The sequence below is a fragment of the Clostridium cochlearium genome, assembly GCF_900187165.1.
Taxonomy (GTDB): Bacteria; Bacillota; Clostridia; order Clostridiales; family Clostridiaceae; genus Clostridium_G; species Clostridium_G cochlearium.
Map to the genome: position 1 here is coordinate 863,935 of NZ_LT906477.1, position 22,782 is coordinate 886,716.

22 protein-coding genes are annotated in these 22,782 nt (G+C 28.1%); all 22 read left to right on the forward strand.

Annotated elements, in window-relative coordinates:
• Window positions 1-3 precede the first annotated feature (3 nt).
• The 22 genes from CKV72_RS04210 (at window position 4) to pnpS (ending at window position 22,639) form a co-directional block, all read left to right on the forward strand.
• A complete protein-coding gene (locus CKV72_RS04210; protein WP_089862911.1) occupies window positions 4-273 on the forward strand; it encodes a DUF1292 domain-containing protein in 270 nt (89 codons plus the stop codon).
• Window positions 274-359: 86 nt separating this feature from the next.
• Window positions 360-824 carry a Fur family transcriptional regulator gene (locus tag CKV72_RS04215; protein ID WP_089862910.1) on the forward strand — a complete coding sequence of 155 codons (465 nt, stop codon included), beginning with the start codon at window positions 360-362 and terminating at the stop codon, window positions 822-824.
• Between the two features lie 45 nt (window positions 825-869).
• Window positions 870-2,537 carry a ribonuclease J gene (locus tag CKV72_RS04220; protein ID WP_089862909.1) on the forward strand — a complete coding sequence of 556 codons (1,668 nt, stop codon included), beginning with the start codon at window positions 870-872 and terminating at the stop codon, window positions 2,535-2,537.
• Window positions 2,538-2,700: 163 nt separating this feature from the next.
• Window positions 2,701-4,533: a translational GTPase TypA gene (gene typA / locus CKV72_RS04225; protein WP_095177572.1), complete on the forward strand. Its 1,833-nt coding sequence runs from the start codon at window positions 2,701-2,703 to the stop codon at window positions 4,531-4,533.
• A gap of 11 nt (window positions 4,534-4,544) precedes the next feature.
• The gene (gene mltG / locus CKV72_RS04230; protein WP_089862907.1) at window positions 4,545-5,564 is read left to right on the forward strand and encodes an endolytic transglycosylase MltG; all 1,020 of its coding nucleotides are present in this window, start codon (window positions 4,545-4,547) and stop codon (window positions 5,562-5,564) included.
• 17 nt (window positions 5,565-5,581) lie between these two features.
• Window positions 5,582-6,229: an O-methyltransferase gene (locus tag CKV72_RS04235; RefSeq protein ID WP_089862906.1), complete on the forward strand. Its 648-nt coding sequence runs from the start codon at window positions 5,582-5,584 to the stop codon at window positions 6,227-6,229.
• 2 nt (window positions 6,230-6,231) lie between these two features.
• Complete coding sequence (locus tag CKV72_RS04240) at window positions 6,232-7,449, forward strand: peptidase U32 family protein (RefSeq protein ID WP_089862905.1); 1,218 nt, start codon at window positions 6,232-6,234, stop codon at window positions 7,447-7,449.
• Between the two features lie 27 nt (window positions 7,450-7,476).
• A complete protein-coding gene (gene udk / locus CKV72_RS04245; RefSeq protein WP_089862904.1) occupies window positions 7,477-8,109 on the forward strand; it encodes a uridine kinase in 633 nt (210 codons plus the stop codon).
• Window positions 8,110-8,274: 165 nt separating this feature from the next.
• Window positions 8,275-9,807: a penicillin-binding transpeptidase domain-containing protein gene (locus tag CKV72_RS04250; RefSeq protein ID WP_143012616.1), complete on the forward strand. Its 1,533-nt coding sequence runs from the start codon at window positions 8,275-8,277 to the stop codon at window positions 9,805-9,807.
• A 101-nt stretch (window positions 9,808-9,908) separates the two neighbouring features.
• Entirely contained in the window at window positions 9,909-10,598 is a 690-nt protein-coding gene (sigK, locus tag CKV72_RS04255) for an RNA polymerase sporulation sigma factor SigK (protein ID WP_171303677.1), read from the forward strand.
• 73 nt (window positions 10,599-10,671) lie between these two features.
• Window positions 10,672-11,475 (forward strand): shikimate dehydrogenase, encoded by an 804-nt coding sequence (aroE, locus tag CKV72_RS04260; RefSeq protein WP_089862901.1) that lies wholly within the window; start codon window positions 10,672-10,674, stop codon window positions 11,473-11,475.
• Window positions 11,459-12,514 (forward strand): type IV pilus twitching motility protein PilT, encoded by a 1,056-nt coding sequence (locus tag CKV72_RS04265; RefSeq protein ID WP_089862900.1) that lies wholly within the window; start codon window positions 11,459-11,461, stop codon window positions 12,512-12,514. Before aroE ends, CKV72_RS04265 begins: the two co-directional genes overlap by 17 nt.
• A gap of 221 nt (window positions 12,515-12,735) precedes the next feature.
• Window positions 12,736-14,016 carry a glycosyltransferase family 2 protein gene (locus CKV72_RS04270; protein ID WP_095177573.1) on the forward strand — a complete coding sequence of 427 codons (1,281 nt, stop codon included), beginning with the start codon at window positions 12,736-12,738 and terminating at the stop codon, window positions 14,014-14,016.
• A gap of 119 nt (window positions 14,017-14,135) precedes the next feature.
• On the forward strand, window positions 14,136-15,398 hold the full coding sequence (ftsA, locus tag CKV72_RS04275) for a cell division protein FtsA (protein ID WP_095177574.1): 1,263 nt from the start codon (window positions 14,136-14,138) through the stop codon (window positions 15,396-15,398).
• A 15-nt stretch (window positions 15,399-15,413) separates the two neighbouring features.
• On the forward strand, window positions 15,414-16,523 hold the full coding sequence (ftsZ, locus tag CKV72_RS04280) for a cell division protein FtsZ (protein WP_089862897.1): 1,110 nt from the start codon (window positions 15,414-15,416) through the stop codon (window positions 16,521-16,523).
• A gap of 150 nt (window positions 16,524-16,673) precedes the next feature.
• Entirely contained in the window at window positions 16,674-17,477 is an 804-nt protein-coding gene (gene spoIIGA, locus CKV72_RS04285) for a sigma-E processing peptidase SpoIIGA (RefSeq protein ID WP_089862896.1), read from the forward strand.
• A 63-nt stretch (window positions 17,478-17,540) separates the two neighbouring features.
• Window positions 17,541-18,248 (forward strand): RNA polymerase sporulation sigma factor SigE, encoded by a 708-nt coding sequence (gene sigE, locus CKV72_RS04290; RefSeq protein WP_089862895.1) that lies wholly within the window; start codon window positions 17,541-17,543, stop codon window positions 18,246-18,248.
• Between the two features lie 74 nt (window positions 18,249-18,322).
• The gene (sigG, locus tag CKV72_RS04295) at window positions 18,323-19,096 is read left to right on the forward strand and encodes an RNA polymerase sporulation sigma factor SigG (protein ID WP_095177575.1); all 774 of its coding nucleotides are present in this window, start codon (window positions 18,323-18,325) and stop codon (window positions 19,094-19,096) included.
• A gap of 204 nt (window positions 19,097-19,300) precedes the next feature.
• Entirely contained in the window at window positions 19,301-19,525 is a 225-nt protein-coding gene (locus tag CKV72_RS04300) for a YlmC/YmxH family sporulation protein (protein WP_202192279.1), read from the forward strand.
• Between the two features lie 66 nt (window positions 19,526-19,591).
• Window positions 19,592-20,044: a transcriptional regulator NrdR gene (gene nrdR, locus CKV72_RS04305; RefSeq protein WP_089862892.1), complete on the forward strand. Its 453-nt coding sequence runs from the start codon at window positions 19,592-19,594 to the stop codon at window positions 20,042-20,044.
• Between the two features lie 182 nt (window positions 20,045-20,226).
• On the forward strand, window positions 20,227-20,925 hold the full coding sequence (locus CKV72_RS04310) for a response regulator (RefSeq protein ID WP_089862891.1): 699 nt from the start codon (window positions 20,227-20,229) through the stop codon (window positions 20,923-20,925).
• 10 nt (window positions 20,926-20,935) lie between these two features.
• A complete protein-coding gene (gene pnpS / locus CKV72_RS04315; RefSeq protein WP_089862890.1) occupies window positions 20,936-22,639 on the forward strand; it encodes a two-component system histidine kinase PnpS in 1,704 nt (567 codons plus the stop codon).
• The last annotated feature ends 143 nt before the right edge of the window (window positions 22,640-22,782 follow it).

The window sequence follows — 22,782 nt, forward strand, 5'->3', positions numbered from 1 at the left end:
ATTATGGAAAATGATGTAACACATATGACTTTAATTGATGAAGATGGAAAAGAAATAGATTTTGAAGTTATAACAAAACTAGATATTGAAGAGAACGAATATGTAATTGTAGTTCCAGAAAATGAAGATACAGATGAGGCTATGGCTTTAAAAATTGATATAGATGATGAAGGAAATGATGTATTATCTACAATAGATGACGACGAGGAATTCGCACTTGTACTAGAGGCATATGAGACTTTATTTAATGAAGAAGGATATGAATTAAATTAAACAAAAGCTATGCCGTGGCATAGCTTTTTAGTTAGAATTATAATGTTTTTAATATTTAAAAAAATTCTATAAAGAGAGGTATTTCCATGGGAGAAGTTTCTTATGATAAAGATAAAATGGAAAGAATCAAAGATACACTAAAAGAAAATGGATATAAATTAACTCCCCAAAGAAGAGCTATTGCTGAAATAATAATCAATAATAAGGGAAATCACTTAACTACGGAAGAAATATATAATTTAGTAAAGGTGAATTGTCCGGAAATAGGTTTAGCAACTGCTTATAGAACTGTACTTCTTTTAGAAGAGATGGGAATAGTAACAAAGTTAGATTTAAATGATGGATGCAGTAGATATGAATTAGTTAGTGAAGATGAGCATCATCAGCATCATCATTTAATATGTACTAATTGCAATAAAGTTCTCGAAGTAGAGGGAGATTTATTAGAAGCTTTAGAAGAAAAAATAGAAAAAAAATATGAATTTAAAATAGAAGACCATAGTGTTAAGTTTTATGGAATATGCAAAGATTGTTTAAAAAAGTCAAAGTAATAGATTTATAAATATATAATCTAAATTTGAAAAAGGAGGGAAAAAATGAAGAAAGAAAAAGACAAAGTAAAAGTCATACCCTTAGGTGGCTTAAATGAAATTGGGAAAAATATTACAGCTTTTGAATATAAAAATGACATAGTTGTAATAGACTGCGGTTTAAAATTTCCTGATGAAGAAATGCTAGGTATAGATATAGTAATACCGGATATAAGCTATTTATTAAAAAACAAAGATAGGGTAAAGGGAATATTTTTAACTCATGGACATGAAGATCATATAGGAGCTCTTCCATATGTTCTAAAAGAGTTAAATGTTCCCGTATATGGAACTAAATTGACTCTTGGAATTGTTGAAACAAAATTAAAAGAGCATAATTTATTAAACTCAGTGAAACTAAATTGTATTAAACCTAGGGATATGATAAAATTAGAAAATTGCACGGTGGAGTTTATAAGAACAAGTCACAGTATTGCTGATTCAGTAGCTATAGCAATACATACTCCAGTTGGAGCAATACTTCATACAGGAGATTTTAAAATAGACTATACTCCTATAGATGGGCATGTAGCAGATTTATCTAGATTTGCAGAATTAGGCAGAAAAGGAGTTGTCTTAATGTTAGCAGACAGTACTAATGTGGAAAGACCTGGATATACCATGTCAGAAAGTACTGTAGGTAAAACTTTTGATAATATATTTACAAATGGAAAAGGTAGAATTATAGTAGCTACTTTTGCATCAAATATACACAGAGTACAACAAATAATAAGTACTGCAGTGAAATTTGATAGAAAGGTTGCATTTTCTGGAAGAAGTATGGAAAATATAGTAGAGGTAGCAAAGGAATTAGGATATATAAAAGCACCTTTAGAAACCTTTATTGATATTGATTCCATAAATAAATATCCAGACAATAAAGTAGTGATAATAACTACAGGTAGCCAAGGAGAACCAATGTCAGCTCTTTCAAGAATGGCAGCTTCAGAACATAGAAAGGTAAATATAGTACCTGGAGATACTGTAGTTATATCAGCAACACCTATACCAGGTAATGAAAAATTAGTTTCAAGAGTTATAAATCAATTATTTCAAAAGGGCGCAGATGTTATATACGAAGCTTTAGCAGATATTCACGTTTCAGGACACGCTTGCCAAGAAGAGCTAAAGCTTATGCATACTTTAGTGAAACCTAAATATTTTATTCCAGTACATGGAGAGTATAGGCATTTAAAACAACATAGAGAATTAGCAGAAAAATTAGGTATGCCTCATGAAAATATTATAATAGCAGAAAATGGAGAGGTTATAGAGGTATCCAGAGATTGTATTAAGAAAAATGGAACAGTAATGTCAGGGCAAGTTTTTGTAGATGGACTAGGAGTGGGAGACGTTGGAAATATAGTATTAAGAGATAGAAGACATCTTTCACAGGATGGTATTTTAACGGTAGTAGTAACTATCGAAAGAGGAACTGGAATGGTTATAGCAGGTCCAGATATAATTTCTAGAGGTTTTGTATATGTAAGAGAATCTGAATATTTAATGAATGAAGCTAGAGAAGTTGTAAGAGAAGTGCTAAAGAAATGTGAAGAAAACCACATAGTAGAGTGGTCCACTATAAAGTCAAATATAAAGGATGCTCTTAGATCATTCTTATATGAAAAAACTAAGAGAAGACCAATGATACTTCCTATTATAATGGAGATTTAAATTTTTAGCATTGAGTAAAATTTTACTCAGTGCTAAAAAATAATACTATTGAAAAGTTGACTTTTTAATAGTAGAATATTAGAATTAGTATGGTAGAAATATATGTTGGATACTACGAAGTATCCAATTTTTTTGAGACAAATTTAAAATTGGAGGAACATATATGGAATTATTTACAAGAAATGACATTAGGAATATAGCAATTATTGCTCACGTAGATCATGGAAAAACTACTTTAGTTGATGCAATGCTTAAAGAAAGTCATGTTTTTAGGGAAAATGAAAAAGTTGAAGAAAGAGTAATGGATTCTAATGATTTAGAAAGAGAAAGAGGAATAACAATACTTTCAAAAAATACATCTGTAATGTATGATGGAGTTAAAATAAATATAATAGATACTCCAGGTCATGCTGACTTTGGAGGAGAAGTTGAACGTGTTCTTAAGATGGTGGACAGTGTACTTTTAGTTGTGGATTCTTATGAAGGACCTATGCCACAAACAAAGTTTGTTCTAAAAAAAGCTCTAGAACTTGATTTAAAGCCAATAGTTGTAATAAATAAAATAGATAGACCAGATGAAAGAGCTGAAGAAGTCTTAGATGAAGTTTTTGATTTATTTGTAGAATTAGGAGCTTCTGATGAACAATTAGATTTCCCAGTAGTGTATTGTTCTGCTAGAAGTGGTATAGCAAAAAAACAAATAGAAGATGAATCAGAAAATATGATACCATTATTTGACACTATAATAAAAAATGTAAAATCACCAGAAGGATATATAGATAAGCCTTTCCAAATGCTTATAACCACAATAGATTCTAATGAATATGTGGGTAGAATCGGAATAGGTAAAGTTGAAAGAGGTGTTGTTAGACGTAATCAACAGGCAGCACTTATGAGAAAAGATGGTAGTATAGATAATGTTAAAATAAGTAAGCTATATACTTACAATGGATTAAATAGAGAAGAAACAGAGGAAGCTAAAATTGGAGATATTGTTGCAGTTGCAGGAATAGATGATATAAATATAGGAGAAACTTTAGCAGATGCACAAAATCCTGAAGCACTTCCTTTTGTAGAAATAGATGAGCCAACTCTTACAATGAATTTTATGGTAAATGATTCACCTTTTGCAGGAAAAGAGGGAGAATATTTAACTTCAAGACATATAAGGGACAGACTTTTAAGAGAACTAGAAACCAATGTAAGTTTAAGAGTTGAAGAAACTGACTCACCAGATTGTTTTAAAGTTAGTGGTAGAGGAGAATTACATCTTTCAGTACTTATTGAAACTATGAGAAGAGAAGGATATGAATTTCAAGTTTCAAAACCAAATGTAATATTTAAAGAAGAAAATGGTAAAAAATTAGAGCCGATAGAATATCTAACTATAGATGTACCAGAAGAATATATGGGAACAGTAATGGAAAAACTAGGGCCTAGAAAAGGAGAAATGGTGAACATGACTTCTGCTCAAAATGGATATTCAAGATTAGAATTTAGAATACCAGCAAGAGGATTAATAGGTTTTAGAAGTGAGTTTATGACAGACACTAGAGGAAATGGTATAATGAATCATATTTTTGATGGCTATGAACCATTTAAAGGAGAAATGCCAAGCAAACCAAGAGGATCTCTAGTAGTATTTGAAACAGGTACAGCAGTAACTTATGGACTTTATAATGCTCAAGAAAGAGGAGAATTGTTCATAGAACCAGGAACTGAAGTTTACCAAGGAATGATAGCAGGAGAATATTCAAGAGCTGGAGATATAGAAGTAAATGTTTGTAAGAAGAAGCATTTAACTAATACAAGATCATCAGGTGCAGATGATGCATTAAAATTAACTCCAATAACTCCTATGTCTTTAGAAGGATGTTTAGAATTTATAGCAGAGGATGAATTAGTTGAAGTTACACCTGTTAGTATCAGAATGAGAAAGAAAATATTAGATCCTGATAAAAGAAAAAGAGCACAAATTAGAAAAAAACAAAGTTAAGAGGATAAGTTATGGGGAAAAGAAAGAAAACGGGGAAAAGAATATTTTTGATTTTTTGTATAGTTACTTTATCTATTATAGGAGCAATTACTTACTATAAAAATGTTATAAAACATCCTTTTAAAGTTAAGGATGAAAGTTTTAAAATTATGGTAGAAGAGGGCAGTGGTATATACACTGTTCTCAATACCATGAAAAATGATGGAAAAATAAAAAATGCAACCTTAATAAAAAAGTATTTAAAGTATAATAATATGCTTTTAAGTATAAATCCAGGAACTTATACAATTAAGTCAGATGCAACTGTAGATGAGTTTATTGAGCAGCTAAATAAAGGCATAGATGAAAATACTGTTAAAATAACTATTCCTGAAGGATATGACATAAATAAAATAGCATCATTATTAGAAGAAAAAGGAATAATAAAAAAAGAAGATTTTATCAAAAAATGTAGAGAATATGAAAAACCTAAATACATAAAAGATATAAATAATAGAAAATATGTATTAGAGGGCTATTTATTTCCAGATACATATAATTTAAAAAAAGATATGGACGGAGAAAAAATAATCTCTATAATGTATAATAGATTTGAAGAAGTTGTAAAAGATTTAAAGGATCAGTATGAAATACAAGATGAAGAATTAGATAAAATAATTACACTAGCATCTATTGTGGAAAAAGAAGCAGAAGTTAATGAAGAAAGAGGAAAAGTTGCTTCTGTATTTCATAATAGAATAAAAAAAGGTATAAAAATGGAATCTTGTGCTACAGTATTGTATGCTATGGGAAAACATAAAGATAAATTATATTATAAAGATTTAGAAATAAAATCTCCTTACAATACATATAAGAACATGGGATTACCTCCAGGACCTATATGTAGTCCGGGAATAGAATCCATTAAGGCCACAATAAATCCAGAGAAAACAAATTATTTGTATTTTGTTTCTAATAATGATGGCACTCATTTCTTTACAGATAACTATGCTGAGTTTTTAAAAGTTAAGAAAATTACCCAAGGAGATTAGACTTAGGAGGATATTTAATGAGTAATATTACCTATGACTACATGGAAGAATACATCAGAGGATTAATTAAAGATGAAGATGACCTGTTAATAGAATTAGAAGAATTTGCAAAAGAAAATTCTGTACCAATTATTCATAAAGAAGTGGGAAGATTTTTAGAAGTTTTAATAAATATAAAAAAACCTAAAAAAATATTAGAACTTGGTACTGCTATTGGATATTCTGCTATATTAATGGAAAAAGCCTCCCAAGGGGAAAGTAGCATAACAACTATAGAAAGAGATAAAGCTATGGTAGATTTAGCAACTAAAAATATTGAAAAATCTGGATATAAAGAAAAAATAAAGATAGTAGAAGGAGATTGTTTAGAAGTTCTTTCAGAAATTGATGAAAAATTTGATCTTATATTTATGGATGCAGGAAAGGGACATTACAATCACTTTTTTCCTGAATGTTTAAGACTACTAGAAGATGATGGAATAATAATTGGAGACAATGTATTATTTAGAGGAATGGTAGCTAGTGACCATTTGGTAAAAAGAAGGAAAATAACTATAGTAAAAAGAATGAGAGAATTTTTAAATATGGTATCTCAAGACGAGTTTTTAACATCAATTATACCTATGGGAGATGGATTAGCATTGATTACAAGGAGGAATAAATAGCCATGAATAAACCTGAAATATTAGCACCAGCAGGGAATCTAGAAAAGCTAAAAACAGCTATATTATTTGGTGCAGATGCAGTTTATTTAGGTGGAAGTAAATTAAACCTAAGAGCTTTTGCAGACAATTTTAGTGATAAAGAGCTAATTGAAGGAATAGAATTTGCTCATAGTAGAGGAAAAAGAGTATATGTAACAGTTAATGTTTTTCCTCATAATGAGGATTTAGAAGAGTTAGAACCTTATTTAAAGGATTTAGAAAATATGAAAGTAGATGCTATTATAGTATCTGACCCTGGAATAATAATGACAGCGAAAGAAGTAGCACCTAAATTGGAAATACATTTAAGTACTCAAGCTAATAATGTTAATTGGAAATCTGCTTTGTTTTGGTATAAACAAGGAGTTAAAAGAATTGTTTTAGCAAGAGAATTATCCTTTGAAGAAATAAAAGAAATGAGAGAAAAATTACCACAAGATTGTGAATTAGAAGCTTTTGTGCATGGATCTATGTGCATGTCTTATTCAGGAAGATGTCTTCTTTCTAATTATATGACTGGAAGAGATGCCAATAGAGGAGAATGTGCTCAGCCTTGCAGATACAAATATTATTTAATGGAAGAAAAGAGAGAAGGACAATATTTTCCAGTTTTCCAGGATGAAAGGGGAACTTACATATTAAATTCTAAAGACTTATGTATGATAAAGCATATACCGGAATTAGTTGAAAGTGGAATAAACTCTTTTAAAATTGAAGGAAGAATGAAAAGCTCTTATTATGTAGCATCAGTAGTAAAGTCGTATAGACAGGCATTAGATGCTTATTTAGAAAACAGTGAAAACTATAAATTCAATGAGGATTGGATGAATAATCTATTAAAAACTAGTCATAGAGACTATTATACTGGTTTTTATTTCGGTGACAAAGATAGTCAAATATATGAAACTTCATCTTATATAAGAAATTATGATATAGTTGGAATAGTTAAAGATTATAATAAAGAAACAAAGGAAGCAACTATAGAACAAAGAAATAAATTATTTGATGGAGATTTAGTTGAAATATTAAGACCTGTTGGAAACAGTTTTGAAGTAAAGCTTGAAGATTTACATAATGAAGAGGGAGAAAAAATAGAATCAACTCCTGTAGCTCAAATGATATATAAAGCTAAAGTTAATACAGAATTAAAGAAAGATGATATGCTTATTAAAGCTAAATAATCCTTATTTGAGGGGGAGAAGATTGTCATGAGTAAAAGAAGACCAATGTTAATAGGTATAACTGGTGGAACAGGTTCAGGAAAAAGTACTGTAAGTAAAGAAATATGTAGAAAATTTGATAAAGACCTCATAGTTATGATAGAACAAGATTCATATTACAGGGATCAAAGTCATTTATCCATTGAGGAAAGAGTTAAAACAAATTATGACCATCCTAATGCCTTTGATACGGAACTTTTAGTGGAGCATTTAAGGGAACTTTCCAATTGGAATAAAATAGAAAAACCTATATATGATTTTGAATTACATAACAGAAAAAAAGAAACAGAAATTGTAGAACCTACCGAAATTATAATAGTAGAAGGAATACTTGTATTAGAAGAAAAAGAAATAAGAGATTTATTGGATATAAAAATTTATGTGGATACTGATGCAGATGTAAGAATAATAAGAAGGCTTGTTAGAGATATAAAAGAAAGAGGAAGAACTTTAGATTCTGTAATAAATCAGTATTTAAATGTTGTAAGACCTATGCATATGCAATTTATAGAACCTAGTAAAAGATATGCAGACATAATAATCCCTGAAGGGGGACATAATAAAGTAGCTATAGATATAATTGTAGGTAACATAAAACAAATGCTTCAAAAATCAGAATAAAAGGATAAAAATACCTCATTTTGACAATAATAAAGTTAAAGTGAGGTGTTTTTTATATATAAAAGAAGATGTTACGTAATTTTATTATTTTTTTTAATATTATTAGGACTTTTAAATTTTAGAATATATAACATACAATACAAAGATAGGGAAAAATATAGTGTTATGGCAGATATGCAGCATTCTTATATAGAGTCTACAAGGGACTTGAATTATAAACTATTAGATTGTAATGAAAATAATTTATTAAAATATAAAGAAGAGTATAAAGCTGTTATAATACCTAAAGTATTTATAAGGGAAAATGGGGAAGAAAATTATAAAGAATACTTAAATATAATAGAGGAATTAGGAGTTTATAACAAAAACTATGATAATTTAGATATAACTTCTAATGCTAAGCATTATTTTGATATAGATTTTAATACATATAGACGCTTAAATGAAATAAAAAATATTAAGGGGTTTTATACATTTAAAAGGTTAAAGGTAGATAGAAGCGAAGCTTGGAGCATAGAAAATATGATAACTACTACAAGAAATATTAATAGTGGAAAAGAAAAATCATTAGATTCATTAGAAATGATTATAAAAGATAAACTTAAAAATAATAAAAATTATACTATAGAATTTAAAAAAGATGTAGATAATAATATATTAAATGTGAAAGAAAATATACCTAAAAATAATTTAAATGTAAAATTAACTTTGGACGGAAATCTACAAGAACATATAAAAGAATTATTAAACAATAAATATGGGGACTATGAACAAATAGGAGTCATTTTAATGGAAAGCAATAGTGGAAATATAAAGGCTATGGTACAAAAGGATGACACTTTACCCAATGTAAATATAGGAGCAGAAACATTAAATGGTTTTTTCCCAGGCTCTATTTATAAAACTTTAATTATGGAAACTATGCTAGAAAAAGATAATAATAATATAAATAAAAAATTTTCTTGTAGAGGATTATATGAAGATAAAAATAAAGGTATAACACATGGTTCTTTAAGTATAAAAGATGCTTTTGTGGTATCTTGTAACCATATATTTTCACAATTAGGCATAGAGTCAGGTTTTAAAAGGATATATACTTTATCTAAATCTCAGGGGCTTTTAGATAAGGTTTTAAACTTAGATAGAGAACAGATTGGTAGGTTTGAAATAGAAGATCCTAAAATGGAGGATGGAAGTTTAGGACTTACTGCTATAGGGCAAAATATAAGAATTACTCCTGTAGAGGCAATATCCATTGTAAACACAGTGATAAATGAAGGAATATATATAAAACCGAATATAGTAAGTGCATATGTAGACAATGATAATAAGGCAGTAGAGAAAATAAAATACGAAAATGAAAGATGTATATCTGAAGAAACAGCTTTAAATGTAAAAAAGGCTATGAATGAAGTAGTTAAGAGGGGAACTGGTAGAGAAGCTTATTTAGAAAATATAGACATAGGCGGCAAAACTGGTTCTACGGAAAGACTAGAAATAATTAAAAATAAAAAAGGTGAAGAGGAAAGAATTAAATATTCTGATGGATGGTTTATTGGATTTTTTAATAAAGAAGATAAATATTATTCTATGGTTGTATTTGTAAAAAATATAAATAAAGATTCTCAAAGCGGAGGGAATACTGCAGCACCTATATTTAAGGATATTGTTAATATATTTGTAAATGAAGAAAGTTAGAGGAAAGTATTTAAAACAAATTTTATAATAAAATAAGAACTAAAATTAGTCTCTCTGAATATTATAATAATAAGCACTATTTGGAGGGACTAAAATTGAATATGTTTGATTCTATAATAAACATATTAGGTAGCAATATACTATTAACAGCCTATGTTACAGGTAATAATTCTTTTCCACAACCATTAAAGCCAGAAGAAGAAAAGTATTATTTAAAACAATTAGAAAAAGGAGATATATCAGCAAAAGGAGTACTTATAGAGAGAAATCTAAGGCTTGTAGCACATATAGTAAAAAAATATTCATTTCCTGGAAAAGATATGGATGATTTAATATCCATAGGTACTATAGGCCTTATAAAAGCTATAGATTCATTTAAATTAGATAGAGGCACAAAACTTGCTACTTATGCAGCAAAGTGCATTGAAAATGAAATATTGATGTTAATTAGAAATAATAAGAAAACAAAAGGAGAAGTATATCTTCAAGATCCAATAGGTATAGACAAAGAAGGAAATGAAATTTCATTAATGGACGTGCTAGGTACAGATGAAGATTCTGTAGTAGATATTGTAGAATACAGAATAAAGCTAAAAAAACTCTATGAAAAAATAGATATCTGTCTTACAAAAAGAGAAAAAGCTGTTATAGAAATGAGATATGGTTTAGTAGATGGAGGAATAAAAACTCAAAGAGAAATTGCAGAGATATTAGGCATATCTAGGTCGTATGTATCTAGAATAGAGAAAAGGTCTTTAAAAAAACTGTGCAAAGAAATGCAAAAACCATAAATACTTTGAATTAAAATTAAATATGGTATAAAATATAAATAAATTGTAAAACAGTATAAAGTGAGGAAAGTACATGAAGTACACAGGATTATTAGGAAATAATATATCATATTCTAAATCACCTGATATTCATAACAAATATTATTATGAAAATAATATTCCTTTAAGATATAAAATATTTGATATAAAAGAAGAGGAACTACCTTATTTTATAAAGAATTTATATAAAAAAAATATAGTAGGATTTAATGTAACTATACCTTATAAGACTAAGATTTTAGAATATATAGAAAAGCTTGAACATCCAGCTGATAAAATAGGAGCAGTTAATACGGTGGTAGCGTTAAAGAATAAATTAATTGGATTTAATACTGATTATTATGGCTTTATTGAAAGCTTAAAAATAAGAAATATTGAATTAAAAGAAAAGAATAGCTTAATTATAGGAAATGGTGGTTCAGCTCTTTGTATTTATTATGCATTAATGGATATAGGATGTAAGAATATAGATGTTTTGTGTAGAAATAAGTATAAAAATAAAGAAAAATTTAGAAAAATAAGATATTTTCATAATTTTCATAATGACATAGAATACGAACAATATGATATAATAATAAATTGTACACCTTTAGGGGGAGTTAATTATATAAAAAGTATCCCAATAGATTTAGAAAAAGTTAAACTAAAAAAAGATGTACTAATCTATGATTTAAATTATAAGCCGCAAGAAACTCTTTTTATAAGTCAAGGGAAGAAGATGGGGATAACGTGTATCAATGGAGAAGATATGTTAAAATTTCAAGCTTATAAGTCTATAGATATATGGAAAATATATATGCTAAACGGGGAGGATAAAAAAGTTGGAAAGTTTAAGTGATTTATTAGATAAAACATTGCAAAAAAAGGGTTCAGATTTACACCTTACAGTAGGGGTAGCTCCAACAATTAGGGTAAATGGAGAATTAACTCAAATATCTGATGAAAAATTGAAACCTAAAGAATTGGAAAAATATGCACAAGAAATTCTCAAGGAAGATTTTCAGGAGTATTGTGAAATAGGGGAGGCAGACACATCTTTTTCCATACCTGGATTAGGAAGATTTAGAGTCAATGTATTCAAACAAAGAGGAAGCCATGCTATTGCCATAAGAATTGTAGGTGTAAGAGTGCCAAGTTTAAATACCTTAGATTTTCCTAAGACTATAAAAGAATTGTCTCTTATGAAAAGAGGGCTTATATTAGTGACAGGGCCTGCAGGATCTGGTAAGAGTACTACTTTAGCAGCAATGATAAATGAAATCAATTTAAAGAGGTCTGCTCATATAATAACATTAGAAGATCCAATAGAATATCTTCATAAACATAATAATTCTATTGTGAATCAAAGAGAAATAGGCAAAGATACAAAAAATTATACTCAAGCTCTTAGGGCGGTTTTAAGAGAAGATCCAGATGTTATATTAGTTGGGGAGATGAGAGATCTAGAAACTATTTCAATAGCTTTAACAGCTGCAGAAACAGGACATTTAGTATTATCTAGTTTACATACTATTGGAGCAGCTAAAACTATAGATAGAATAATAGATGTTTTCCCTTCATCACAACAACAGCAAATAAGAATACAGTTAGCTACTGTTTTAAAGGGAATAGTATCTCAACAATTGGTTCCTAGAAAAGACGGAGATGGCAGAATTGCAGCTTTAGAAATCATGATTGCAAATAATGCAATACAAAATATGATAAGAGAAGGTAAAGTTCATCAAATAGAATCTTCCATTCAAACTGGAATTAAATATGGTATGAAAACTATGGACATGGCTTTAGCAGAATTATATAAAAAAGAATTAATTTCTTATGACAATGCAATAGCATATTCTATGGATAGAGAAATGATTAAAAAAATGATATATATATGAAGAGGAATCATCTAAGGATTCCTCTTTTCTATTTATTAAAAAACAACACTAACCCCTGATATGTAGTTATTTATTAAAAAATTACAAATTGATTTTTAAAATAGTGTATAATAATATAGAGAGTAAATTCATAAAAAATCATTATAATGCAAATAATTTTAAATAATATAGTAATTATATTTTAATTATGATAAAATAACCATGAATTAGGGGGGAGAGTTTTGGCAATCCTTAGTGATGTTATACATGAAATTACTAAAATTATAACATGGACTGTTTTTGCCATATCCATGTATTATTTAATTATATCTTTCTTTGGAATATGGATTAAAAAAGACGAAAAAAAATATGAACCTAAAAATAAATTTGCATTAGTAGTTGCAGCTCATAATGAGGAAATTGTCATTAGAAATATAGTTCATAGTTTAAAAGAATTAGACTATCCAAAAGAACTTTATGATATATTTGTTATTGCAGATAATTGCACCGACAAAACTGCAGAAAGAGCAAGAAAAGAAGGGGCAATTGTATATGAAAGATTTAATAAAGAAAAAAGGGGCAAAGGTTATGCCTTAGAGTGGATGTTTAATAAAATATTTAAAATGACAAATGGATATAATGCTGTAGTTGTATTTGATGCAGATAATTTAGTTCATAAGAACTTTCTTAATGAAATGAATAAAAGGATGATTAAAGGGGATAAAGTTATACAAGGATATTTAGATAGTAAAAATCCTGAGGATACTTGGATTACAGGAAGTTATTCCATATCTTTTTGGACTTCAAATAGGATGTTTCAATTATCTAGAAGCAATTTAGGATTATCTAATCAATTAGGTGGTACTGGATTTTGTATAGATATAAATGTACTAAAAGAAATAGGATGGGGAGCTACTTGCCTTACTGAGGATTTAGAATTCTCCTGTAAGTTAGTTTTAAATGGATATAAAGTATCATGGGCACATGAAGCTGTAATATATGATGAAAAACCTTTGACACTAAAGCAGTCTTGGGCACAGAGAAGAAGATGGATGCAAGGATTTGCAGATGTATCTCATAGATATTTTTTTAAGTTAATAAAAAAAGCTGTAAAGGATTTAGATTTTAAGGCATTAGATTGTGCACTTTATAGTATTCAACCTATAATAATATTGTTGTTTGGATTTTCTATGGCTATGAGTACAATAAACTATGTAAATAGAGCATTGGATATGATTTTAAATATAAATGAAGTATTATCAATGTATATTATGAATTTTAATATGGTAACTTTTGCAGCAATAATCATTTCTGTATTTCAGTTTATATATACTCCATTTATATTGATATTAGAAAATAAATTAGATCTAAAAATATTTTTTTATTACATAATATATCCTATATATGCTGTAACTTGGATACCTATATCTATTCAAGGAATTTTAAGAAAAAATGATAAAGAATGGAGTCATACAACTCATACAAGAAATGTTAAAATAAATGATCTTAAAAAAGTTAATTAAAAAGAAAGATAAATATCTTTCTTTTTTTATGTAGCGTAAAAATATTATGTAGCATAGAGGAAAAAAAACATTTATGTTGAATATATAAATTAGTGATTCCTTTATAGGAGGGGAAATTTATGGATGAATACATAGTAGGATTGGATATAGGGTCTTCATCAGTTTGTACTGCTGCAGGAAAACTTGATAAGTATGGAAAAGTTCAAATAGTAGGCATTAATTACGTTCCCTGTACAGGTATAAAAAAGGGAGTTGTAATAGATATAGATGAAACTTCTGAGAGTATAAAAAATTCAATTTATCAGTTGCAGACAATGATCGACTCAAAAGTTGCAGAAATATATTTGTCAATTCCAGCGGAAATATGTGAAATAATTTTAAATAAAGGTGTAGTGGCAGTATCTTCTGATGATAGAGAGATAAAGAAAAATGATGTTAACAGAGTGTTAAGTGCTTCGAGAATTATAACAATACCATCAAATAAAGAAATTATTGGGGTAATTCCAGAAGAATATATAGTAGATGGATACAATAAAATAAAGGATCCCATAGGTATGAGTGGTGTAAGACTAGAAGTGGATGCTCAAATAATATTAAGCGAATCCACAATTATAAGTAATTTATTAAAATGTATAAAAAAAGCAGAATTAAATGTTAAAGGTATGGTTTTTCAACCTATGGCTAATGCACTATCTACTTTAAAAGAAGAAGAAACAGAAACAGGAGTTCTTTTATTAGATGTAGGAGCAGAAACAACTAATATAACAGTTTTTAAAGAAGGAAAAATAACCTATTTAGATAAAATATCAATAGGTGGAAATATAATAACTAATGATATTTCATTGTGTTTAAAGTTACCAGTATCAGAAGCTGAAAAGGTTAAATTAAAATATGGAAAAATTAATCTTCAAAAAGAAGAAGATTTTAAAATAAAAATTAATGCAAGTTATGACAACGCTATAGAAATTAGTTATAATATATTAAATGAAATAATAAGTTCCAGAGTAGAAGAATTACTTTATTTAGTAAAAAATAAGCTAATAAAGAATAGACAAATGGAAAGTATATCAAATGTAGTTATTGTAGGAGGAGGTATAGCATTACTAAAAGGAGTTAATGAACTTGGTAAAAGAATAATAGGAAAACCTACTAGAATAGGAACACCAGAATATATAGGGACGGTTAGTCCATTATATTCTTCAGCTGTTGGAGTAGTAGAAGATGTTTTAAACACCTTAGAATTTAATCCAATAGACGAAAAAGATATAGAAATAAATAGGAAAAGAGAAAAATATCAAAGAGAAGAAGAAGAAGTTTTCTATGAAGAAGAAAAACATGGATTTATGTCAAAGATAAAAGAGTTTTTTATAGACTTTTTCTAATAAGGAGGTATTATAGTGCTAGATTTTGATGTAGATGAAAAGCAATTTGCTCAGATAAAGGTTATAGGATGTGGTGGCGGCGGAAACAATGCCGTAAATAGAATGATTGAAGAAGGATTAAAAAATGTTGAATTTATTGCAGTAAATACAGATAAGCAAGCTTTGATGCTCTCGCAAGCATCTCAAAAGATACAAATAGGAGACAAGCTAACTAAAGGATTGGGGGCTGGTGCAAACCCTGAAATTGGACAAAAAGCTGCTGAAGAAAGCAGTGAAGAAATAGCTCAAGCTATAAAAGGTGCAGATATGGTATTTATAACTGCTGGTATGGGAGGAGGAACTGGTACAGGAGCTGCCCCTGTTATTGCAGAAATAGCAAAATCCATGGAAATATTAACTGTAGGAGTAGTAACTAAACCATTCCCTTTTGAAGGAAGAAAAAGAATGCTTCATGCTGAAATGGGAGTACAAAATTTAAAAGATAGTGTGGACACACTTGTAACAATACCAAATGAAAGATTACTTAGTATAGTAGATAAAAAGACCACTTTAATGGAATCCTTTAAATTGGCAGATGATGTTTTAAGACAAGGTGTACAAGGTATATCCGACTTAATAACAATCCCTGGTCTTGTAAACTTAGACTTTGCAGATGTAAAGACTATTATGACAGATAGGGGTCTAGCTCATATGGGTGTAGGAAGAGGTAGCGGAGACAATAGGGCACAAGAAGCTGCTAAACAAGCTATATCTAGTCCTCTTTTAGAAACTTCCATTGTAGGAGCAACTGGAGTATTGCTTAATATAACAGGTGGATCAGATCTTGGTTTGCTTGAAATAAATGAGGCTGCAGAAGTAGTTCAGCAAGCTGCTGATCCAGATGCAAATATTATATTTGGAGCTGTTATAGATGAAAATTTAAAAGATGAAATAAGAATTACAGTAATAGCCACAGGTTTTGAAAAGGATTATACAAAAGAATCAAAAGAAAATTTTTTAGAAACAGGAAATACTAAAAATAAAGAAGGAATGTCTTCAGAAGTAGCGGCATCTAAAGAGGAATATGACACTTATAGTGAAAATGATTTGGAAATACCTACTTTTTTAAGGAGACAAAGAAGATAATAAACATAAAAAATCTGATCTAATTAGAAAAAGATCAGATTTTTTTATGTTTATTATCAAAATAAGAAGAATAAAAAGAAGAAATCTATACCAAAAAATAACAAAATTTTAAAATATTAAGATATATAATAGTAAACAGGGGGGATTTAAATGCATATATACCTTGATATTTTATTTCTTGAAAACTTTATTGTAAATAGATTTCTTCTTTCTTTAACAGCGCGGACCGTTAGAGAAAAAGTAAATTCTATTTTTTTAAGTTTATCTTCAGTAATGGGGAGTTTATATCTTTTATTTATATTAATAGGTAAAAAAACTTATGCAAATAATATTTTTATTAAAACTCTAATTGCTTTTTGTATGGTTTTTATAATTTTTAGAAAAAAAAATATAGTTTTTAAAATAAAAACTACTTTTATTTTTATTTTATACTCAATATTATTGGCAGGAATATGTATTTTTATGCAAATCGCTAATGGCAATGGATTTAAAAGCAATATGGTAATTGTAAATTTTCCATATAAAAAACTTTTAATGGGAATAATGCTACTTTATTTTGTATTAGAAAGAGTAGTTAGCTTTATAAGAAATAGAGTTGTTGTAGACAAGCTTATCTATAAAATGGATATAGTTTTAAAGGATTCTAGAAAAAGTATAAATGCGTTTTTGGATACAGGAAATGAGTTAATTGAGCCTGCAACAAATTTGCCAGTTATCGTTGTAGAAAAAGACATATTCGAAGAAAAGGAAATAGAAGATTATGACATTATGTACATTCCTTTTTCTGTAGTAAATGGGGAAGGGGGAATGCTTCAGGCAATAAAGCCTGAAATGGTATCAATATATAAAGAAAAAGAAATAGAAAAAAAGGAAGTATTAATAGCCTTTTCAGAGAAAAAATTAAGTGATTGTGGAGACTATAATGCATTGCTATCAAGAAAAAGCTTTTTTTAATGAACAGCAACTATTCACTGTTTACTATTAGTTATTCACTACAAAATATTGGAGGATGATGTTATGTTTAAATTAAAAGTATTTCTAAATAAAATATTATCTAAGTTAAAAATATTTGCAAGAAATATATACTATATAGGTGGCAGTGACGTATTACCTCCACCTTTGACAAGAGAGGAAGAAAAAAACTTAGTAGAAAAACTTAACTATGGTGATGAAAGTATAAGATCAATATTAATAGAAAGAAATTTAAGACTTGTAGTTTATATTGCAAGAAAGTTTGAAAATACTGGTATAGGTATTGAAGATTTGGTATCAGTAGGAACTATAGGTTTAATTAAAGCTGTGAATACATTTGACCCTAGTAAAAAAATAAAGTTAGCTACTTATGCTTCAAGGTGTATTGAAAATGAAATACTTATGTATCTTAGAAGAAATAATAAGATAAAATCTGAAATATCTTTTTATGAACCATTAAATGTAGATTGGGATGGCAACGAATTATTGCTTTCAGATATATTAGGAACGGATAATGATATTGTTTATGATTATATAGAAGAAGAAGTAGACAAGGAATTACTTTTAATAGCCATGGATAAACTAAATAACAGAGAAAAACAGATAGTTAATTTAAGATTTGGTTTGGGTGGAAAAACTGAAAAAACTCAAAAGGAAGTTGCGGATATGTTAGGAATATCTCAATCCTATATATCTAGGCTAGAAAAGCGAATAATTAAAAGACTTAAAAAGGAAATAAATAAAATGATATAATTTTATTATGTATAAAAGTTAGCTCCTAAGGAAATAATTATAATGCAATTATATTAAAGGGGCTGATTTTACTTATGATAATAAATAAGGTAGAAATATGCGGAGTAAATACGTCAAAATTGCCAGTATTAAAAGGAAAAGAAATGAAAGAGTTACTAATAAAAACTCAACAAGGAGATTTAAAGGCAAGAGAGAGATTTATAAAATGTAATTTACGACTTGTTTTAAGTGTTATACAAAGATTTAATAATAGAGGAGAAAATCCAGATGATCTTTTTCAAGTAGGATGTATAGGTCTTATTAAAGCTATAGATAACTTTGATTTAAGTCACAATGTTAGATTTTCAACATATGCAGTACCTATGATAATAGGAGAAATAAGGAGATATTTAAGAGATAATAATTCCATAAGAGTTAGTAGATCCTTGAGGGATATAGCATATAAAGCTTTGCAAGTTCGAGATAAATTAATAGCTAAAAACAATAAGGAACCTACTATAAGTGAAATATCAAAAGAATTAGATATACCTAGAGAGGAGGTAGTTTTTGCTTTAGATGCTATCCAAGATCCACTATCTTTATTTGAACCAGTATATCAAGATGGAGGGGATTCTATATATGTTATGGATCAAATAAGTGATACCAAAAATTTAGATGATAGTTGGATAGAAAATATAGCTATAAAAGAAGCTATGAAAAATTTAAATAAAAGAGAAAAACTAATATTAAATTTAAGGTTTTTTAATGGAAGAACTCAAATGGAAGTTGCAGATGAAATAGGTATATCTCAAGCGCAGGTTTCTAGATTAGAAAAAACTGCTCTTAAAAATATGAGAAAATTTGTTTGAAAAGTATATTTTTTTAATTAATAAATGATTAGAAAGGCTCTTCTTTACTTTTGTAGAAGAGCTTTAATTTTATTAAAGGAGTGCTTATTTTTATAGTTTTGAGTATAAATTTTTATAAAATCTATATAAATATAATAATGAATTTAAAATACTAGAGGTGATTATGTGGAATATACTTTTTATTCTTTAAATAGTATAAAAACTATGGAGGTTGTGGAAATAAATTCAGGAACTAGACTTGGATTTATAAAAGATTTTAAAGTTGATACTGAAAACTATAAAATAACATCAATATTAATGCCTAATGAAAAGATATCTATTTTTGGAAAGAATAATGATATAGAAATACCCTGGTATAGAATAAAAAAAATAGGGGTAGATGTAATACTAGTAGATGCAGAAGATATATTTGAAGGGCAAATTCAGTAGAATTAAGGGGAAAAATGTGTATAATATAATTAGACAAATACACATGTAAAGGTGGGATAGTATAGTATGAAATGTCCATATTGTTCATACAACGAAAGTAAAGTAGTAGATTCTCGATCAACAGAAGATAATATGTCCATAAGAAGAAGAAGAGAATGTTTGGAATGTGGTAAGAGATATACCACCTATGAGAAAATAGAAAGTGTTCCTATATTGGTTATTAAGAAAAATTTAAATAGAGAATATTTTGATAGAGATAAAATAGTTAATGGAATAATAAAGGCTTGTCAAAAAAGACCAGTATCAAGGCATCAAATTGAAGAAATAGTAGATGAAGTAGAGAAAAAAATTAATAATTCTATGATAACTGAAGTAAACTCAAAATATATAGGAGAACTCATTATGGAAAAATTAAAGGAAGTAGATGAAGTATCCTATGTAAGATTTGCTTCTGTATATAGGCAGTTCAAAGACATAGATACCTTTATGGAAGAGATAAAAAAACTTAGAAACCAGTAATTTTTATAGAGGACAATTTTTAATGAACAACTAACAATGAATAATGAACAATTTAGGAGGATTTTCTTCATTGCGTCAGAAAATCCTTAATAATTATTCATTAATCAACGGCCCATTGGCTTGCGACACAGTCGCTAGATTAATAGTAAATAATTAAAATAAATAACCATGGAGGGTATAATATGTTAGAAGATAGTATTTTAATAGTGGATGATGAAGAGCATATTAGAGAGCTTATTAGATATAATTTAGAAAAACAAGGTTATAAAATTTTTTGTGCTGAAAATGGAAAAGAAGCTTTAGAAACAGCTAAAGACAAAAAGCCTACATTAATTTTATTAGATGTTATGTTACCTAAAATGGATGGATATGATGTATGCAAAGAAATAAGGAGAGATACTTCTATATCTACTACACCAATTATAATGATAACTGCTAAAGGTGAAGAATTGGACAAAGTACTGGGATTAGAACTTGGTGCAGATGATTATATAACAAAACCTTTTTCTATTAGGGAACTAATTGCTAGAATAAAAGCTGTGCTGAGAAGAACCGTATTACAAAATACCGAGGAACCCTTTAAATTTGAGGATTTGAAAATGGATTTTGAAAAACATGAAGTAGTAAAAGATGGAGAAAAGGTTGATTTAACTCTTAAAGAATTTCAACTGTTAGAGATACTTATTAAAAATAAGGGACGGGTACTAACTAGAGAATACTTATTAGATAAGATATGGGGATATGAATACATAGGAGAAACTAGGACAGTAGATGTACATATAAGACATCTAAGGCAAAAAATAGAGAAAGATGATAAAAACCCTAAGTATATAGAAACTATTAGAGGAGTTGGATATAGGTTTAATTTAAACATAAATTAAAGGTGATTAAATGAAAAAAAGATTAATGAGACATATGCTAGTTACGCTAACTTTCAGCATGATTTTTGTTATTACTTTTTTTGCTGTTATAACAAATTATAGATATATGGAAAATAGTAAGGCTAATTTAAAGGTAAATAATGAAATTGTATCAAAAATGTTAGAGTCCAATGACATAAAAAATAAAAATGACATTATACCCTATATATTTGGTAATAGTGATATAAGAATAACTTGTCTAGACCAAAATGATAAATTAATATTTGATTCGCAACTAGAAAAACAGCAGGGAGAGTTTTATGGGAAACGAGATGAAATAATAGAAGCCAGAAAAAATGGAGAAGCACTTAAAATTAGATATAGCGAAAGTAAAAACAAGAATACTATATATTTTGCTAAAGTTTTAAAAAGTGGAATTATTCTTAGAACTTCTACAAACCTCAATGATATTAGCATTGTACAGGGAAAATACTCTATATATTATTTAATTATAATCATACTTTCTAGTATGGGGGCTTTTATCTTTGCATCTAAACTATCTTCAAGTATTGTTAAACCTATAAAAAAATTAGAATTTATAACTTCTAGGATAGCAGCAGGAGAATTAGACAGAAGAGTAAATATAAAATCTAAGGATGAGATAGGTCAGTTAAGTAATACTTTTAACAATATGGCAGATAAACTTCAATATACAATAAATGATAGTATAGAAAAACAAAATAAGCTAGAAGCTATATTAAAAAGTATGGATAATGGAGTAATTGCAGTAGATAAAGATTTTAGAATTATAATGATAAATCCCTATGCTAAAGAAATTTTTGATATAGAAGAAGATATTATTGGTGAAAACCTACTTGATAGAATAAAAAGTTATGAATTAAAGGATATATTTAAACAAGATAATATAGAAGAATATAGAGAAGTGAAAATATTTTATCCTAAAGAAAAAGACTTAAGAATAAAAACTACGGACATAAAGATAGGAAAACAATTAATAGGTACGGTAGCAGTAGTACAAGATGTTACAGAAATAAAAAAATTAGAAAATATGAGATCACAGTTTGTAGCAAATGTTACTCACGAGTTAAAAACACCATTAACATCTATAAGAGGGTTTGCGGAAACTTTAAAATATGTAGAGGATAAAGAAACTAAAGATAAATTTTTAAATATAATAAATGATGAAGCAGACAGGCTTACAAGACTTATAAATGATATACTAGCGCTTTCAGATATAGAAAATAATAAAGATATGAAGCAAGAAAGCATACATGTAAATGAAATACTAGAGGATATAGTATATTTGATGGAAAATTCTTCAGAAGAAAAGAATATAGAATTATTTATTGTAGGAGATAAGGTATCAAATATAAAAGGAGATAAAGACAAATTTAAGCAAATGATGATAAATCTAGTAGATAATGGCATTAAATATACTGAAGAAGGTGGCAAGGTTTATATAGGAGCTAAAGAAGAAGAAAATAATTGTGTACTATGGGTAGAGGATACAGGGGTAGGCATATCTAAAGAACATATAGAAAGACTATTTGAAAGATTTTATAGAGTAGATAAGGCTAGAAGTAGGAGACAAGGTGGTACAGGACTAGGGTTAGCTATCGTTAAACATATAGTTTTAGGTTTTAATGGAACTATCAATATAGAAAGTGAGGAAGGAAAAGGAAGTAAATTTATTATAAAAATACCTATTTCATAAAGAAATATATTTATTAATTACTAAAAGAGGTTGCCAAAAGAAGCGTTCACTTAGGGATTGAAGAAAAACTTAAATGAACAGCTTCAAGCGGAGCAAAAAGAGACCAGTCACAATCAGGCATGAATGCTTGAAGTGACTGGTTT

Coding starts and splice junctions, on each gene's coding strand:
- CKV72_RS04210 (WP_089862911.1), top strand. CDS start 4: ATGGAAAATGATGTAACACATATGACTTTAATTGATGAAGATGGAAAA.
- CKV72_RS04215 (WP_089862910.1), top strand. CDS start 360: ATGGGAGAAGTTTCTTATGATAAAGATAAAATGGAAAGAATCAAAGAT.
- CKV72_RS04220 (WP_089862909.1), top strand. CDS start 870: ATGAAGAAAGAAAAAGACAAAGTAAAAGTCATACCCTTAGGTGGCTTA.
- typA (WP_095177572.1), top strand. CDS start 2,701: ATGGAATTATTTACAAGAAATGACATTAGGAATATAGCAATTATTGCT.
- mltG (WP_089862907.1), top strand. CDS start 4,545: ATGGGGAAAAGAAAGAAAACGGGGAAAAGAATATTTTTGATTTTTTGT.
- CKV72_RS04235 (WP_089862906.1), top strand. CDS start 5,582: ATGAGTAATATTACCTATGACTACATGGAAGAATACATCAGAGGATTA.
- CKV72_RS04240 (WP_089862905.1), top strand. CDS start 6,232: ATGAATAAACCTGAAATATTAGCACCAGCAGGGAATCTAGAAAAGCTA.
- udk (WP_089862904.1), top strand. CDS start 7,477: ATGAGTAAAAGAAGACCAATGTTAATAGGTATAACTGGTGGAACAGGT.
- CKV72_RS04250 (WP_143012616.1), top strand. CDS start 8,275: ATGGCAGATATGCAGCATTCTTATATAGAGTCTACAAGGGACTTGAAT.
- sigK (WP_171303677.1), top strand. CDS start 9,909: ATGTTTGATTCTATAATAAACATATTAGGTAGCAATATACTATTAACA.
- aroE (WP_089862901.1), top strand. CDS start 10,672: ATGAAGTACACAGGATTATTAGGAAATAATATATCATATTCTAAATCA.
- ftsA (WP_095177574.1), top strand. CDS start 14,136: ATGGATGAATACATAGTAGGATTGGATATAGGGTCTTCATCAGTTTGT.
- spoIIGA (WP_089862896.1), top strand. CDS start 16,674: ATGCATATATACCTTGATATTTTATTTCTTGAAAACTTTATTGTAAAT.
- sigE (WP_089862895.1), top strand. CDS start 17,541: ATGTTTAAATTAAAAGTATTTCTAAATAAAATATTATCTAAGTTAAAA.
- sigG (WP_095177575.1), top strand. CDS start 18,323: ATGATAATAAATAAGGTAGAAATATGCGGAGTAAATACGTCAAAATTG.
- CKV72_RS04300 (WP_202192279.1), top strand. CDS start 19,301: ATGGAGGTTGTGGAAATAAATTCAGGAACTAGACTTGGATTTATAAAA.
- nrdR (WP_089862892.1), top strand. CDS start 19,592: ATGAAATGTCCATATTGTTCATACAACGAAAGTAAAGTAGTAGATTCT.
- CKV72_RS04310 (WP_089862891.1), top strand. CDS start 20,227: ATGTTAGAAGATAGTATTTTAATAGTGGATGATGAAGAGCATATTAGA.
- pnpS (WP_089862890.1), top strand. CDS start 20,936: ATGAAAAAAAGATTAATGAGACATATGCTAGTTACGCTAACTTTCAGC.